The sequence below is a fragment of the Rathayibacter sp. KR2-224 genome (assembly GCF_049446075.1).
Classification (GTDB): Bacteria; Actinomycetota; Actinomycetes; order Actinomycetales; family Microbacteriaceae; genus Humibacter.
This window is the reverse complement of the sequence record NZ_JBMSEB010000001.1, coordinates 2,568,180-2,582,235: the sequence shown is the minus strand read 5'-3', so window position 1 is coordinate 2,582,235 and position 14,056 is coordinate 2,568,180. Positions and strand designations below refer to the sequence as shown.

Here is a 14,056-nt window from a genome sequence, read left to right as displayed (position 1 = left end):
GGCGGATGCGGATCGTGCATCCCCCGGCGCCACGATCATCTCAGATCGCTGCCCAGCACGTCGATCGCGGCGCGTCGGTCAGCGGTGCTCAGCCGGACCATGGCGTCGTAAAGCTGCTCGTCCGTCATCGGCGGCTCGGGGATGGGATGCGCCCGCTTGGCCCGGTAGGCGTCGAGCATGAGGTAGAGCTGGCGCCGCCAGGCATTGGGCGCGGTGACGCTGGTGGCGTCGATCATGCGGCCGTTGGACCAGATGAGGTTGACGATGTCGGCCAGAGTGATATCGGGCCGCACCTCGCCGGCTTCTTGAGCTCGGGTGAGCACGTCGTCGATCTGCTGGCACATCTGGTCGTGGATGCGTTCGGTGTCCGCGCTCCCGGGGAAGCGGCGGGAAAGGAAATCGTTGAAACCTCGGTCTCCCGCCTGCACGCGGAACAGGTTCTCCAGGTAGTCGACGAACGCTTCCCACGGATCCTCGATCTGCATGGCCTTTTCGGAGCCCTCGAGGAATTCCCGCAATCGGGGCTCGAACGCGGCCATGAGCAGATCCATGCGGGTCGGGAAGTGACGATAGAGAGTTCCGATGGCGACGCCGGCGTCGCGTGCAATCCGTTCCAGGGAGGCGTCCACGCCCCGGGCCGCGAACTCGCGCCGAGCCGCGGCGATGAGTCTGTCGTGACGCTCCTGCGCGTCGCGGCGCAGGGGCATCCGCCTCTGTTCGGTGTCGATCGTGCTCACTTCGCCAATGTACCTCCGAAGCCGAGGGCACCCTCAGCTTCTGGCTCGACAACGACGGACCGACCACGAGGACAAGGCGCTTCGGCAATTCCATCTGCACATTCGGAATAGCTGAGGCACCCCTCCGGTTCGACAAAGACCGGAGGGGTGCCTCACCTTCGCGGTCCTACAGACGGCTGAGCGAGCACCCCGACCAACGGATACACACCACGAAGGGGGACACTATGTCCACGATCAGCATCATCGGCTCGGGCAACATGGCCATGGCCATCGGTACCCGGGCGGCGAAGCATGGCCACACCGTCGAGATCATGAGTCGCGACGTCGCCAAGGCGCAGGCCGCCGTCGACCAGATAGGCGACTCCGCCTCCGTCGGCGCGTACGGGGAACGGCCGGCGGGCGACATCGTCTTCCTCGCCGTTCTCTACGCCGGGGCGGTGGACGTGGTCGAACACTACGGCAACGCGCTGGCAGGCAAGATCCTCGTCGACATCACCAACCCGTTCAATGCCGATGCGAGTGGGGTTGTGACCACCCCGGGCAACTCGGTCTCCCAGCAGATCGCCGCTGCCGCCCCTGAGGGCACGGACGTCGTCAAGGCGTTCAACACGATCTTCCGTGGCGTGCTCGCTGCAGACGAGCCCTTGGACGTGTTCTTCGCCGGAGGCGATGCCCAGGCGAGGGCGCAGTTCGCGGCGTTCCTGCAGAGCCTGGGCATGCGGCCGCTCGATGCGGGAGGACTTGAGACGACCCACGCCTTGGAATGGGCGGGAATCCTGCTCATGGGCTTGGCGCGCAACGGCGGCGGCTTCGGCATCGCGTTCGGGGCCAAGTAATCATGGGAAAGCTCGATGGCAAGGTCGCGGTGATCACGGGCGCGACGAGTGGCATGGCATTGGCCGGCGCAAAGCTGTTCGTCGATGAAGGAGCTCACGTCTTCATCTCGGGCAGGCGGAAGGACGCGCTCGACGAAGCCGTGAAGCTGATCGGCCGGAATGTGACGGGCGTGCAGGCCGATTCGTCCGACCTTGCCGACTTGGACCGTCTGTTCGAGACCGTCCAGCAAGAGAAGGGCGCGATCGACGTGCTGTGGGCGAGTTCAGGGGGAGGCGAGCAGGGGACGCTCGGCGAGATTACCGAGGAGCACTTCGATGCCGCCTTCTCGTTGAACGCTCGCGGCACGTTGTTCACAGTGCAGAAGGCGCTTCCACTGTTCAACGATGGCGGCTCGATCGTCATGACCGGGTCGAACGCGTCGCTCAGGGGCTATCCCGATTGGAGCGTGTACGCAGCGAGCAAGGCCGTGCTGCCCGCCTATGCGCGAGTGTGGGTGGCCGAACTGCGGGACCGGAGAATCCGAGTGAACGTGCTCACCCCCGGCCAGGTCGCGACGCCGATGATGCTCGAGGTGATGGACGCGGAGATGAAGGCCTCGTTCGAGTCGCTGATCCCGCGGCGCGAGATGGGCCGCCCTGAGGAGATCGCGTCCGTCGCGTTGTTCCTGGCGTCCGACGATTCGAGCTATGTCAACGGCATGGAGCTGGTTGCCGACGGCGGTGCCACCGTGATCTGAGATCGGGACCCGCCGTCGCACGGGAGACGACGGGTGTCGGAGCCGATGTTACGAGCGGTTCCTGCTCACGACACCGGGATTCTTCGGGTCGATGACGTCTTCGTATTGCGGGTGCTTGTCGACGAACGTGCGCACGATCGGGCAGAGGTTGGTGACCTTCTCCCCGTGACTGCGCACGTCGTCGAGCACCTGGCGGATCATCTCGGTTGCGATGCCTTGGCCACGAAACTCCGGGTAGACGGCTGCAGCCTGCAGCACGAGGCGATCGCCGACGCGGCTGTATGTGACGCCACCGACCGCGGTGTCTCCCACGATTGCCGTGTAGACCTGGCTCTCCTCTTCGTTGACGACGGCGATGTTCGTGTCGGCCTTCTCGTCGGCGTCGAGAACCTGGTCGATGAGCGTTACCCGATCCTCGGTGAGAGTGCCGACGCCGTCTGGATAACCGGCTTCATCCGGGTACTCGAATTGGTACCGCTTGGACGGGGATGGGTTGGTCATGTCGATGCTCCTTCGCGCGAATTGGACGGGTGACCGAAACCGGGAGTGCCTGCAGTAGCTATGAACGAACAGTGATGACGGTCTTGCCCTTGCGGCGCTCCGTCGGATTCAGTGACGGTAGGGCGTTATCCATGCTGGTGACGGTGCCGATGTTGGTGCGGAGGCGGCCGTCACGCACCCGCTGAACGATCTCGGTAAGTTGAGCACGGTCGGACTCGACGACGAAGTCGACGGCACGCACCCCTGGCGGCTGCAGCTCGGTCGGCCCGACGATGGTCACGAGTGCGCCACCGGGCCGGATGACATCGGCCGATTGCTTCTGGACGCCGCCGCCGATGACGTCGAAGACCAGGTCGACCTGGCCGACATCCTCGAGATCATCGGTGCCCAGGTCGAGGAAGTCGTTCGCGCCGAAGTCGAGCGCTGCCTGACGATCGGCGGTTCGACCCGTGCCGATGACATAGGCGCCGAACTCGCGTGCCAACTGAACCACCGCCGAACCGACCGCGCCGGCCGCGCCGTGGGCGATGACGGTCTGCCCTGACTGAAGGTGACCGTGATCGAAGAGTCCCTGCCATGCGGTCAGGCCCGAGATCGGCAGGCTCGCACCCACGGTGAAGTCCACGTCACCCGGCAGGGGGCCCAGGTTGCGCGCCTCCACTGCGGTGTACTCGGCCAGCGTGCCATCCCGGTGCCAATCGGTGATCCCGAAGACGCGCTGCCCAAGGGACACCCCTCTTGTTCCATACCCAAGAGCCGACACCACACCAGCGAATTCATGGCCGATCACCGGTGACGTGCGATCGCGGCCTGCGCGATCCGCCCACGTGGACGGCCACTCCCACTCGGCAGGGACGAATCCCGATGCGTACACCTCGACGACAACGTCATTGATCGCGGGCTTGGGCTCCGCCAGCTCTGTCAGCGTGATTCCCGCCGCTTCGGCCGCACGATCCGTCGCGATGATCGCCTTCATGATTTCCTCCTTATGTCCGTGCTCGTGCTCGTGCTCGAGAGCAGTTGCAGATGTGCCAGCGCCGTGTCGACCGCCGATGCCATCGGTGCCACGTCCCGCGCGGTCTGCGCGAGCAGATACCCGCCCTGCACCGCGGCCAGCAGAGCGGTCGCGAGCTGCCCGACATCCGCATCCTCTGGAATCAAGCCTTGCCTCTGGAATCGGCGAAGGACATCCTCGAAGAGTTCACCCCACGCCGTGAAAAGCGCCGAAAGCTGTGCGCGAGCAACCGCGTCGTGATCGGCCACCTCGTTCGCGAGCGAGCCCAGTGCACATCCGTATCGGCCCTGCTCGAGCGCATTATTCGCGATGAGCGCATCACGCCAACGCTTCAGCCCCGCAAACGACTTCACCTTGCTCAGGCGCTCGCGCTCACCACCCACCTTGAGCTCACCGATGTACTCGACGACCGCACGCACAAGTGCGGTCTTGTCTGCGAAGTGGCTGTACAACTGCGACTTGCTCACACCGCTAGCACGGACGACGTCGTCCAGCGTCGTTGCGCCAGCACCTTGCGCGCGCATGAGTTGAGCCGCCGTCGAGACGATCCGCGACCGCGTCTGCGCCCCACGTGCAGTCAGTCGCGTGGGCTGTTTCGCTTGGGTTGGAACTTCTTGCACGCATCGATTGTAAGCATACAGTGGACGAATTAGTCCAGTTTGAGAGGAGATCGAGATGACCAGACATGAGCCCATCGGAGAGGGCGAGATCAATCGGCACGACCACAAGGAATCCAAGCTCGAGAAGGCAGTCGAATGGCTGGACGAGAAGCTCTTCCCGTATCTCGGGCCGCCGGCACTGGGTCCGTATGACAAACCCGAGGTCGACCCTCCTGCCACGCTGGACGCCGTTCCCTGCCCGATCTGCGGTCAGCTGATGAGCGCGCACATCACCGAGGTCGCCGAGGACGGCCGGAGGTTTCTGAGGCACCCGGACGAACGCTTCCGTGCGTCCATGGAAACGGGCAGTGATCGCCGCCGCTGACCGCCCGATGGTTCTACGGTTCGAGGTTCTGGGGACAGCTCTGCGCGGTTCCCTGGATGTGTTCTAGGGGCAGCTCGTCTCTGCGCCGTTACGCGTACACGCTGACGAGCTCGCGAATCGACGCGACGATCGTCGGGAGAGGTACGCCGCCTGCAAGCATCGCTAGGAGCTGCCGCAGATTGAGGATGCGCGCGTGCTCCCGCCAATCCGGGTGGAGCGGGCGGATCTCCTCGTACCCAAGGAAGAACGATTCCGGCACGCCGCCCGAGCACAGCATGTGGGCAACATCGACCTCGGCCCACCCGTAGCTGACCGCCGGATCGAGGAACGCCGGACCGCCGGCGAAATCGGCGATCACGTTGTTGCGCCACATGTCGCCATGCGTGAGGCACGCGCCTGTGTCCGGGATCAACTCGGGCAACCGCGCACACACGCGCTCGATACCCTTGCGGTCGGCAGCGTCGAGCGCCGCCTCGACCCGCGGCTCCCCGAGGTAACGCAACACACGCTTCTCGGCGAAGAAGGGGTGCCCGTCCGGGTCCCATCCGTTGTGCTGCCGAAGCAGACCAAGCCAGCCGTCTTCCTCCCAGCCGAACCACTCATGCCCGGTGTTGCGGTGCATGAGCGCGGCGCTACGACCGGCCGACCGCCAGAACGCCTCATCATCCGGAAGATCCGGATGCAGCGCCTCGAGCACGATCGACCGCCGACCTACCGTCAGCACTCGCGGGGTCCTGAGACCGCCCAATGTGCTGAGGACTTGCAGACCGTGGGCCTCGACACTGAAGAGGTCCGAGTCGGTATCGAGCGATGCCTTGACGACAACCGTTTGATCGTCGTCGAGCTCGCAGATCCAGACCGGGCTGGCGAATCCCCCTGGCAGTCTCCGGATGTTCCGCGCGGCGCGGCCGGGAGGCAGGAAGTCCGGCGACCACCCATCCGAACGCATCGTTGCCCTTCGCCAATTCGTTGTCAAAGAGTACAAATGGCGAGGTTCGCGGTCAACTTCCGGCCGTCACCGCCCTGCGGCCCTGAGCGTGACGGAATCGACTGCCCAGGCTCGAAAGCGCTCAGTCGCGCGATGCTCGAATCGCACACAACCCCTCGTCAAGTCAGCGCCAGCCAGCGGGCACATCTCGTCGAACGGTACAAGCCACGGGAAGCACCTGGCGCCGGACTCCGTTCTGTGCGCTCAATGCGACCATAGAACCGCAGAACTCGTCTCGGTCACGTTGACGAGATGCCCTTCCTCAGCTTCTTCTTCGCTGACCTCTCGACCAGGATGGTCAGATAGTCGCGAACCGGGCGACCGACGTACTCCTCGAATTCGCTTCGCGCGACCCGCTCTACCTCGGTTTGTGCAACCCCGGGAAACTTCTCCTGCAGCCGTTCCACGATCTGTTGAAGGAGCTCTTCGTCCTTAGATTCCTTTGCCACGCGCTGAGTCTCGCACGACGGGGTTAACGAACCTGCCCTCTCTCGGCTCCTGGTCGCGCTTACGAGACGAAGGGAGGTCCGGACAGGTGGGATTACCCCGCGGAGTCTGGATCTGTCGTGCCGGCACTGGCCGGGGAGTTGCCACGCATGGTCTCGTAGACCATTTCGGCATAGTCGGCCAAGACATCCTCGCAGTGCCTCAGCCGACGTTCCGCGGCCTCCGCCTCGGGAAGGGCGAGGATGTCGCGCTTCTTCAGATCGCGGTGCCACCGGCGCAGCCGATCCAGGCTCTGCTCCTCCTCCTCAAGCTCACCGAAAGTGAACTTCTTCTTCCGGACCTCGTTGTCGATCTCTGCCTCGTACTTGCCGCAGTCGGCCTCGAACTCGTTCCATTCATCCAGACGAGCCGACACGAACGCATCGCGAATCAGTGCCAGCCCTGCCTCACTTCGCGGCGTCGCCTCGATGACAGCGAAAGTGCCACCACCCGCGTGAGCGAGTTCTTCGGCACGCTCCAACGAGGGATGGAACGCCGGCGCATCAGGGATCGCCCAGGCACCCTGGGAGACCGGGACCGCGCCACCCTTTCTCAACTCCCGCCAGACCGCGACCCGATGCCGGGAAGGGTCGGTGGGCAGCTGCAGCAGAACCAAGAGCCAGGACACGTTATCCGTCACGAAGAAGAGTGTAACATCCGTTACATGGCGACGCACACCGGTCATGCCCTCCTGGATCGCACCTTCTTCATCGGCCTGATCCTGAAAGGCCTCGATGGCCTCGTCGAGCTCATCGGCGGCATAGCGCTGCTGCTGGTCACCCCGCAGCAGATCGACCGTGCCGTCCACGCGCTCACCCGACACGAACTCCACGAGGACCCAGGCGACTTCATCGCCAACACCCTGGTGCACTACGCGGACACACTCAACGTCTCCACGACACTGTTCGGCGCGATCTACCTACTCGCACACGGCATAGTCAAGGTCTTCCTCGTCGTGGCGGTGCTCCGCGGCCAACTATGGGCCTACCCCTGTCTGATCGGCTTCCTCATCGTCTTCATCGGCTACCAAAGCTACGAACTGATCGCCCACCCCAGCTGGGGCTTAGCCGGCTTGACGGCGTTCGACATCTTCATCGTCATCCTCACCATCCGCGAATACCGCCTCCGCCGGCAAGATCGCGAGCGTGCCAGCTAGCGCAGCCGCAACCGCAACTTCCGCACGATCCGGCAGTGACCGGGCGCAACTCCAGCCCCATGTCAGGTCGGCCAGCGGATGCTCGGTCACGCGTCTGCAGCGATGGCGCTCGGCGCCTCTTTTGCCTTCCGGCGCGCTTGATAGGGACGACTCCGACTTCGAGACCATCAAGGCCGTCGGGTCCGTTACGCGAGCGGAGTCCTTTCCAACTAGACGGCACCGCCGGGGTGCTGTCGCCGAAAGGCGCTAGGTGAGGATCCCACTCGGCGGGTGAAGATCCGTGAGAAGTACGCCGGGTCGTTGAATCCGACCGCGGTCCCGATCGCTGCGATGCCGAGCGATGTCGTGGCCAGCAGCGTCTTGGCTCGGGATATCCGCTGTTCGATTAGAAATGCGTGCGGCGTCAAGCCGGTCTCGCGGTACACCAATGTGCGCAGGGCCGACTCTGTCATTCCTAGGCGGCGTGCCCGGTCGGCGAGCGGAAGGCTCAAGTGCGCGATCGCTGAGAAGGCGTGGAGCGCCTTGATCGATCGACCCTCGCTCCTGCGGGTGGCCAGGGACAAGACCTCGATGAGCAATTGAGTCGCGAGCGAGGAAGCGGCCAACCGGTCGATGACGCCGGCGAGGCCGACCCTCTGCCGGAGAGCGCCGATCAAAGCCGCCACGGTGTCGGACTCGTGCCGGAGCGGCATGACCGGCTCGATGCGCGAGATGGCACCAATGTTCTCGTAGACCAGCGCGCTGATGCCGCCGAAGAGCATCCACTGTTCCTGCCAACCTCCCCGATCAGGACCGTAGCCGTGCTGTACGCCTGGAAAAAGCCAGAGAGCGCAGGGCCCGACGACGTCGCTAACGATCCCGAATTGGTTTGTGAACGTACCCCGACCCGAACCGACGATCAGTAGCCCGTGGGACGAAAGCGTTCTCCTCGTCACAGGTGGAATGCGCCCACTCTGGCCTCCGACGCCGAGTACAGCGAGCGAGTGATCCACCAGCGCCTCGGACGTCGTGGAAAACGCCGCCCAGCTCGGGGAGAATTTGTCCAACAGTCATCACCATCTGCAGGAAAACACAAGGGAAAGATGCGTTTGTCCATCGAACTTTAGTACTAGCTGGGCCAGGCTCGCCTTGTGTTGACATCCAACGGTTACGTAATGAACGAGAGTCCCTCGCGCCTGGGACAGCTGCCACCTGTTCCCGATGCAGCACGGAGTTCCAGGGACGGGTTGTGGGACCGCCTCCGGTCCGACGGCTATCTCTACTTGACGGGCCATCTCGATCCCGAGGTCGTGCAGTCCTTCCGCGAGTACTACTTCCGCGCACTCTCCCCAATCGGTCTGATCGATAAGAGCTTCGCGCCAGGAATAGGACGAGATTCCGGTGCGCCCACAGATCGCGGTGAGCTGCGACGCATCTTGTTCGACGACATCGTGCCCGGTGACTACTACTCCGCACTTACCGCGCATCCATCCATTCGGGATTGGTTCGCATGGTTCTTTGACGACGCCGTCCACCTGCATAAGCGCAAGATCATCCGCCATATCCGTCCTGGTGAGAACGGCATAGGAACGGCCACCCAGGCCCACTACGACCTCGTCTACCTCAGGGAGGGCAGTGATCGCGTCCTGTCGATGTGGATTCCCCTCGGAGACTGTCCCGTCGAGATGGGCGGGCTGACTTACCTAGAGGGAAGCCACCATTGGGCGCTCGCCGATGAACGAGACAAAGGTGTGCGCCCGCCCGCCCGTTCCATGACTGCCGATCTGCCCGGGCTCGCCGATGAGCACGATTCCCGATGGCTGACCGCTGACTATCGTGCAGGTGACGTCGTGGTGCATTCCGCATACATGGTTCACGCTTCGACGGACAACGTCGATCTTGAGCGACGAATCCGTTTGTCGACAGACATCCGCTACCAGCGAGCGACAGAACCGATCGACTGGCGGTGGCAGGAGCACTGGAACGACCAAGACGGGCTGTGAATCATCCGCAGCATCGGGGACGGAACGACAATTGGTTGCGGGCATCGCGGACGTAGGCGGGTCTGAGTTCTCCGTAGCGAAATACGACGGCCTTTACGGCGGCCCGCCCCTACCGGCAAGGCATGACTCTGCCCGTTCGGATGCCCCTGGCCGTCAGGCAAGCATGCGCGGGTATCCGTGACTATGAACCGCCTCCGGTGAGTACGGATCGAAGGTGGAGCCCGGATCAGGCCAGGTGACCGGGGCGGAGGGAGCGCCGGCGCGCAGTGGCCGTGACGTGCTCGGAAGCACTGAACGACGGATCTTCCCCGCCGTGAAGGGGGTCAGCGCACGTTGTATCCACGTGACGGTCGAGCGCACCGGCGAACTCCTCCGCGCGGAACGGGACGGCATCGCCGACCGGGCATCCTTGTCTTCGAGAGCCTTGAACATGCGGTACCAACGCTCGCCGGGCCACTCGGAGGACAGAACCTCGCGAGAACGAATGATTCGCCGCCGGAAATGTCTGTTTCGAGAGGGCTCGTTCGTCGTCTGGGTAACCAATCGATTGGAGATCCCGTGCGCTACATGCTCTTCATCTGCACCGACTCGACTGCCGAGGAGATTCCAGCCGACGACGAAACCCTTATGGAGTGGCAAGCCGAGGTGGATCGTCGTGGAATCGCCATCGCAGGCGACCGCTTGCGTGGACCCCGCGACGCGGCCACGGTCAAAGTGCGAGACGGCAGGTTGATAGTTACCGATGGGCCGTTCGTCGAGACGAAGGAGTACATCGGCGGATTCGACATCCTCGAGTGCGACAGCCTCGAAGACGTCGTCGATGTGGCCTCGAGGCATCCCATGGCACGGTACGGACAGATCGAGATCCGCCCCTTCTGGCCGCTTGCCGATACGCCTCGCGAGACATGACTCCACCGAACGTTCAGAATGCGGTCGACGCGGCTTTCGCAGAGGAAGCAGCCCGGATCGTCGCCCACGTCGTTCGCGTGACAGGCGACTGGGACCTGGCCGAGGACTGCATGCAGGATGCCTTCATCAAGGCGCTCCACACCTGGACCGAGCGCGGAATACCAGCCAATCCGGGTGGATGGTTGACGACCGTTGCGAAGAATAGAGCGATCGATCGCGTCCGCAGCGATGCCCGCGAGCAGCGTGCGCTCGGCCGGATCGCGTACGACCTCACCCTGGACAGTGAGACCAGGCAGGGTTCGGGCGACGACCGAGCGATCGACGACCGGCTGAGCTTGATCTTCATTTGCTGCGATACAGCGCTGTCCACCGACTCGTGCATCGCGCTCACCCTCCGCACGGTCGCGGGACTGAGCCTCGAAGCGACGGCGCGAGCTTTCCTCGTCAGCATTCCCACCATGACAAAGCGGCTTGTCAGGGCAAGAGCCAAGATCAAGGACGCCGGCACGGGATTCCGCTTTCCATCGCCGAAACAGCTCATCGACCGGACCGACGCCATCCTCTCCGTCCTCTACCTGCTCTTCAACGAGGGATACACGGGAACCGGTCGCAGCTCGCGGATCGACAGGGCCCTGGAGGCCGAAGCGATCAGGCTGACGCGAGCGTTTCTTGAATTCCTCACTGAACCCGAACAACTGTGCGAGGCCCAGAGCCTGCTGGCGTTGATGCTGTTGCACAGCTCACGCGACCTAGCGCGATTCACGCCGCAGGGAGAGCCGACCTTGCTCGGCGAGCAGGATCGCACCTTGTGGGACCGCGAAGCGATCGCGGAGGCCGTTGACCTACTGAACACAGTGTCCATGCGGTTGGGGCACCGACAGGAACCTGGCGGCCGGTACTTTTTGGAGGCGAGCATCGCAGCCCACCACGCCCTGGACACCATGAACTTTCCACGAATAGCCGACCTGTATGGAGAGCTCGCATTCGTCGTTCGATCGCCCGTCATCGAGCTCAACCGGGCAGTGGCGGTCGCCATGGCGGACGGCCCGGAGGTCGGACTCCGGCTCGTGGAGGGCATCGTCGCGGAGGGCAAACTCGCGAATTACTACCTGCTGCCCGCCACACGAGGCGACCTGTTACGGCGGCTCGGCCGACGTGCGGAGGCTGCTTCCTACTACAAGGAGGCCGTGGCCCTTGCGCCGTCCGAGGCCGAACGGTCGTTCCTCGTGTCGAAGCTCACCCAGTTGTCGTATTCGGACCCGTTGGCTCATGCGGGCCCGGACTCGTTGACTAGGCACAGACGAGCCCGAAGGCGTCGCGGTGTCTGACCTTCACCAATACACGTTTGCCACCCCGCAACTCGAGAATCCCGAAGACTCTGAGAGAAGACCTCTAGCGGAGAGCGGCCGCCTACTGACCGACGCGGCCGTCGATGCGTTCGCGCAGTAGGTCAGCGTGTCCGCAGTGGCGCGCATATTCCTCGATCATGTGCACGAGGATGTCGCGAGCCGGTCTGCCGCTCGTGCCCTGGGCTCCGAGATCCTCTAGGTTGGCGGCGAACTGTTCGGCGAACGCCACCTCCTGCCGCCAGATGCGCCACGCTTCGTCCACGAGTCCAGAGTCGGCCAGAGCGCCGTTCCAGTCACCGTCGTGGTCGTCGGCGCAGTACAGCGACGGCGCATCCTGTCCGGCAAGATCCCGACGGAACCAACTGCGCTCGACCTCGCTCAGATGGCGGACCAGGCCGAGCAGAGACATCGTCGAAGGCGGCACCGAACGGCTCGCGAGCTGCTCGGCGTTCAGGTCGGCACACTTCATCTCGAGAGTGAGCCGGTACCTCCGCAGATAGTCGAGCAGCGTGGCCAACTCTCCAGCCGGTCGCGGAGCCTTCTCACGGGGATCATCATCCGGATCGACCCACATGTCGAGGTACACAGTCGAGGGCGTCCATCTCTCAGGCAGCGATTGGTCGTCACGTTCAGTGGGAGCCACCCCGCGATTATTGTTCTCACCGTCGACGCATGCAACGGTGATGACCATGCCCAGGTCGGCTGCGGGCGGCAAGCACGTCGCCGCAGAGGCGACCAGCGCCGGCAGTGTAGCTCCTAGACCGACTCTCCGCTTGTCACGGAAACCCCGCCAGCGGGGGCGAGCTGCTCCTTGAACGGCTCTCGTCCAGGTGATCGTCCAGGGCGGAACGGCCCTCATGTGGCGGTCACCACCGTCCCCATTTCTTTGTGTCCCCGCTGGTCTTAGTGTCCGAGCTCCCGCTCGTCGTGAAGGCAGTGCAACGCATGCTGGGACACGCCTCGGCGGCGATGACTCTCGATGTCTACGCAGACCTCTTCGACGATGACCTTGACGCCGTTGCAGTGGCGCTCGATGAGGCCCGCGAGAAGTGGATTGTCGTCAAATCTGTCGTCAAACGGTAGCTGGACACACCCAACGACCCTCGCGTTCCCAGTGTTCTCAAGGAACTTTGGGCCGCTCACTCAAGCGGAGGGCGTGGGATTCGAACCCACGAGGCGTTTCCGCCCACTGGTTTTCAAGACCAGCTCCATCGGCCGCTCGGACAGCCCTCCAGCCGCCGAGTCTACCGAGCCCGCGCCGCTACTCGAACTCGAGCCGAAGGCGCAGCATCTCTGCGAGGCTTTCGAGTTCGCTGCGCACGGCATCCGTCAACTCACGCGTGAACGACTCGTCTTCGTGCACCCGGTGGATGCGAAGGACGGATGCCGGCAGGTCGCTCGTCGCATCCACTTTGCCCACCAGTCGGTCGCCGTGCAGCACGGGAAGGGGGTAGAAGCCGAACCGGCGCTGCGCCACCGGCTTGTACAGGCCGAGTTGATAGTCGAACTCGAAGAGTTCGGCCAGGCGTTTGCGGTCGAAGACGAGGCGGTCGAATGGGGAGAGAATCGCCGTGCGCCCGGTGAAGTCTTCGACGTAGGCCAGCGCCCCTGGATCCACCCGCCAGGTCCCACGCACGCCCTCGATCACGGCTGGTTCGCCGGCGTCGCCGACATCCATCGGCTCGAACTGCGTCTGGGTGGTGCGCGAGCGGGCGATGCCGAGGGACCGCAGGCGGCGAGCGCGGCGCTCACGTTCGGCATCCTCGAGGGGCACAACGGGGTCATCGGGGTAGACGCGCTCGGCAAGGTCCCACCGGCGCTCGCGGCCGAGACGACCGGCGACCGCTACCTCGCCGCGCTGCTCCATGAACTCGAGCATCATGGCGGCGTTGCGGCCGGTGTTCCAGCCGCTGGATCGCCACGGCTCCACACACTTGTCGTCGGGCAGGTCCCGCGAGATCATCGGGCCGCCACGCCGAATGCGGTCGAGGATGTCTCGCCGCAGTGCGTCGTTCGTCTCCACCCACTCTGCCTGCGCGCGCGCCCAGCCAGGAGCATCCTTACCCGGCCACTCCTGCATTTCTCCCCGATACAGGGCAACGTCGTTCGCCGGCCGCATCATGCTGCGCAACTCGACGATCACGTGGGATGCCAGTGCTCGCTGCAGATCCTCGGGGCGATAGAAACGTCCTAGCCGGCTCCACAGCACGAGGTCGGCGCTCGGCGCGACCGCGGCAGTGGGCTCGTACTGCACCAGCGTGAGCCTGCGAACGGTGTCGAGCATGTCGACCGGGCGCGCGGCATCCAGCAGCTGGGCGCGCACGGCGATGCGACGCGCCTCCTGGCGAGTGAGACGGTGCGGTTCGGTCACTGACG

At 64.2% G+C, this 14,056-nt stretch carries 17 protein-coding genes, 1 tRNA gene and 1 pseudogene; 8 read left to right on the top strand and 11 right to left on the bottom strand.

The annotated features are described in order from the left end of the window. Window positions 1–35: 35 nt before the first annotated feature. Window positions 36–737: a TetR/AcrR family transcriptional regulator gene (locus tag ACO2Q7_RS11845; RefSeq protein ID WP_423355798.1), complete on the bottom strand. Its 702-nt coding sequence runs from the start codon at window positions 735–737 to the stop codon at window positions 36–38. 224 nt (window positions 738–961) lie between these two features. Here ACO2Q7_RS11845 and ACO2Q7_RS11840 point away from each other — a divergent pair, with 224 nt between their 5' ends. Both ACO2Q7_RS11840 and ACO2Q7_RS11835 read left to right on the top strand, forming a co-directional pair. Further along, on the top strand, window positions 962–1,573 hold the full coding sequence (locus ACO2Q7_RS11840; RefSeq protein WP_423355797.1) for an NADPH-dependent F420 reductase: 612 nt from the start codon (window positions 962–964) through the stop codon (window positions 1,571–1,573). 2 nt (window positions 1,574–1,575) lie between these two features. Further along, window positions 1,576–2,310 (top strand): SDR family NAD(P)-dependent oxidoreductase, encoded by a 735-nt coding sequence (locus ACO2Q7_RS11835; protein WP_423355796.1) that lies wholly within the window; start codon window positions 1,576–1,578, stop codon window positions 2,308–2,310. 48 nt (window positions 2,311–2,358) lie between these two features. Here the strand turns inward: ACO2Q7_RS11835 and ACO2Q7_RS11830 are convergent, their stop codons facing one another. The 3 genes from ACO2Q7_RS11830 to ACO2Q7_RS11820 are packed head-to-tail and all read right to left on the bottom strand — an operon-like array spanning window position 2,359 to window position 4,446. After that, a complete protein-coding gene (locus ACO2Q7_RS11830) occupies window positions 2,359–2,811 on the bottom strand; it encodes a GNAT family N-acetyltransferase (protein WP_423355795.1) in 453 nt (150 codons plus the stop codon). Window positions 2,812–2,869: 58 nt separating this feature from the next. Beyond that, a complete protein-coding gene (locus ACO2Q7_RS11825) occupies window positions 2,870–3,787 on the bottom strand; it encodes an NADP-dependent oxidoreductase (RefSeq protein ID WP_423355794.1) in 918 nt (305 codons plus the stop codon). Beyond that, entirely contained in the window at window positions 3,784–4,446 is a 663-nt protein-coding gene (locus ACO2Q7_RS11820) for a TetR/AcrR family transcriptional regulator (protein ID WP_423355793.1), read from the bottom strand. The genes ACO2Q7_RS11825 and ACO2Q7_RS11820 overlap by 4 nt, the downstream gene beginning before the upstream one ends. A gap of 55 nt (window positions 4,447–4,501) precedes the next feature. On the opposite strand from ACO2Q7_RS11820, the gene ACO2Q7_RS11815 reads away from it, so the two are divergent. Next, window positions 4,502–4,810 (top strand): hypothetical protein, encoded by a 309-nt coding sequence (locus ACO2Q7_RS11815; protein WP_423355792.1) that lies wholly within the window; start codon window positions 4,502–4,504, stop codon window positions 4,808–4,810. An 88-nt stretch (window positions 4,811–4,898) separates the two neighbouring features. On the opposite strand, the gene ACO2Q7_RS11810 is transcribed toward ACO2Q7_RS11815, so the two are convergent. The 3 genes from ACO2Q7_RS11810 to ACO2Q7_RS11800 all read right to left on the bottom strand — a co-directional run bounded on the left by ACO2Q7_RS11810 (window position 4,899) and on the right by ACO2Q7_RS11800 (window position 6,969). After that, window positions 4,899–5,759 carry a fructosamine kinase family protein gene (locus ACO2Q7_RS11810; protein WP_423355791.1) on the bottom strand — a complete coding sequence of 287 codons (861 nt, stop codon included), beginning with the start codon at window positions 5,757–5,759 and terminating at the stop codon, window positions 4,899–4,901. A 278-nt stretch (window positions 5,760–6,037) separates the two neighbouring features. Beyond that, window positions 6,038–6,247 carry a three-helix bundle dimerization domain-containing protein gene (locus ACO2Q7_RS11805; protein WP_423355790.1) on the bottom strand — a complete coding sequence of 70 codons (210 nt, stop codon included), beginning with the start codon at window positions 6,245–6,247 and terminating at the stop codon, window positions 6,038–6,040. A 92-nt stretch (window positions 6,248–6,339) separates the two neighbouring features. Continuing rightward, on the bottom strand, window positions 6,340–6,969 hold the full coding sequence (locus ACO2Q7_RS11800; protein WP_423355789.1) for a Chromate resistance protein ChrB: 630 nt from the start codon (window positions 6,967–6,969) through the stop codon (window positions 6,340–6,342). Between ACO2Q7_RS11800 and ACO2Q7_RS11795 the strand changes: the two genes are divergently transcribed. Further along, entirely contained in the window at window positions 6,949–7,440 is a 492-nt protein-coding gene (locus tag ACO2Q7_RS11795) for a DUF2127 domain-containing protein (protein ID WP_423355788.1), read from the top strand. The two genes, ACO2Q7_RS11800 and ACO2Q7_RS11795, sit on opposite strands and share 21 nt — an antisense overlap. A 209-nt stretch (window positions 7,441–7,649) precedes the next feature. Here ACO2Q7_RS11795 and ACO2Q7_RS11790 read toward each other — a convergent pair whose 3' ends face one another. Beyond that, the gene (locus tag ACO2Q7_RS11790; protein ID WP_423356021.1) at window positions 7,650–8,375 is read right to left on the bottom strand and encodes a helix-turn-helix domain-containing protein; all 726 of its coding nucleotides are present in this window, start codon (window positions 8,373–8,375) and stop codon (window positions 7,650–7,652) included. Window positions 8,376–8,594: 219 nt separating this feature from the next. On the opposite strand from ACO2Q7_RS11790, the gene ACO2Q7_RS11785 reads away from it, so the two are divergent. From ACO2Q7_RS11785 to ACO2Q7_RS11775, 3 genes are all read left to right on the top strand, one after another. After that, window positions 8,595–9,422, top strand: a complete 828-nt coding sequence (locus tag ACO2Q7_RS11785; protein ID WP_423355787.1) for a phytanoyl-CoA dioxygenase family protein — start codon at window positions 8,595–8,597, stop codon at window positions 9,420–9,422. A gap of 567 nt (window positions 9,423–9,989) precedes the next feature. After that, a complete protein-coding gene (locus ACO2Q7_RS11780; RefSeq protein WP_423356020.1) occupies window positions 9,990–10,331 on the top strand; it encodes a YciI family protein in 342 nt (113 codons plus the stop codon). Continuing rightward, entirely contained in the window at window positions 10,328–11,659 is a 1,332-nt protein-coding gene (locus tag ACO2Q7_RS11775) for an RNA polymerase sigma factor (protein ID WP_423355786.1), read from the top strand. The genes ACO2Q7_RS11780 and ACO2Q7_RS11775 overlap by 4 nt, the downstream gene beginning before the upstream one ends. Window positions 11,660–11,741: 82 nt before the next feature. Here the strand turns inward: ACO2Q7_RS11775 and ACO2Q7_RS11770 are convergent, their stop codons facing one another. Next, window positions 11,742–12,323, bottom strand: a complete 582-nt coding sequence (locus ACO2Q7_RS11770; RefSeq protein ID WP_423355785.1) for a DinB family protein — start codon at window positions 12,321–12,323, stop codon at window positions 11,742–11,744. Window positions 12,324–12,607: 284 nt separating this feature from the next. On the opposite strand from ACO2Q7_RS11770, the pseudogene ACO2Q7_RS11765 reads away from it, so the two are divergent. Continuing rightward, window positions 12,608–12,763: pseudogene (locus ACO2Q7_RS11765) on the top strand (site-specific integrase); the annotation flags it as partial. Between the two features lie 65 nt (window positions 12,764–12,828). On the opposite strand, the gene ACO2Q7_RS11760 reads toward ACO2Q7_RS11765, so the two are convergent. Together ACO2Q7_RS11760 and ACO2Q7_RS11755 are read right to left on the bottom strand one after the other, a co-directional pair. After that, window positions 12,829–12,913, bottom strand: a tRNA-Ser gene (locus tag ACO2Q7_RS11760). 28 nt (window positions 12,914–12,941) lie between these two features. After that, entirely contained in the window at window positions 12,942–14,051 is a 1,110-nt protein-coding gene (locus ACO2Q7_RS11755; RefSeq protein WP_423355784.1) for a DNA glycosylase AlkZ-like family protein, read from the bottom strand. Window positions 14,052–14,056: the final 5 nt, after the last annotated feature.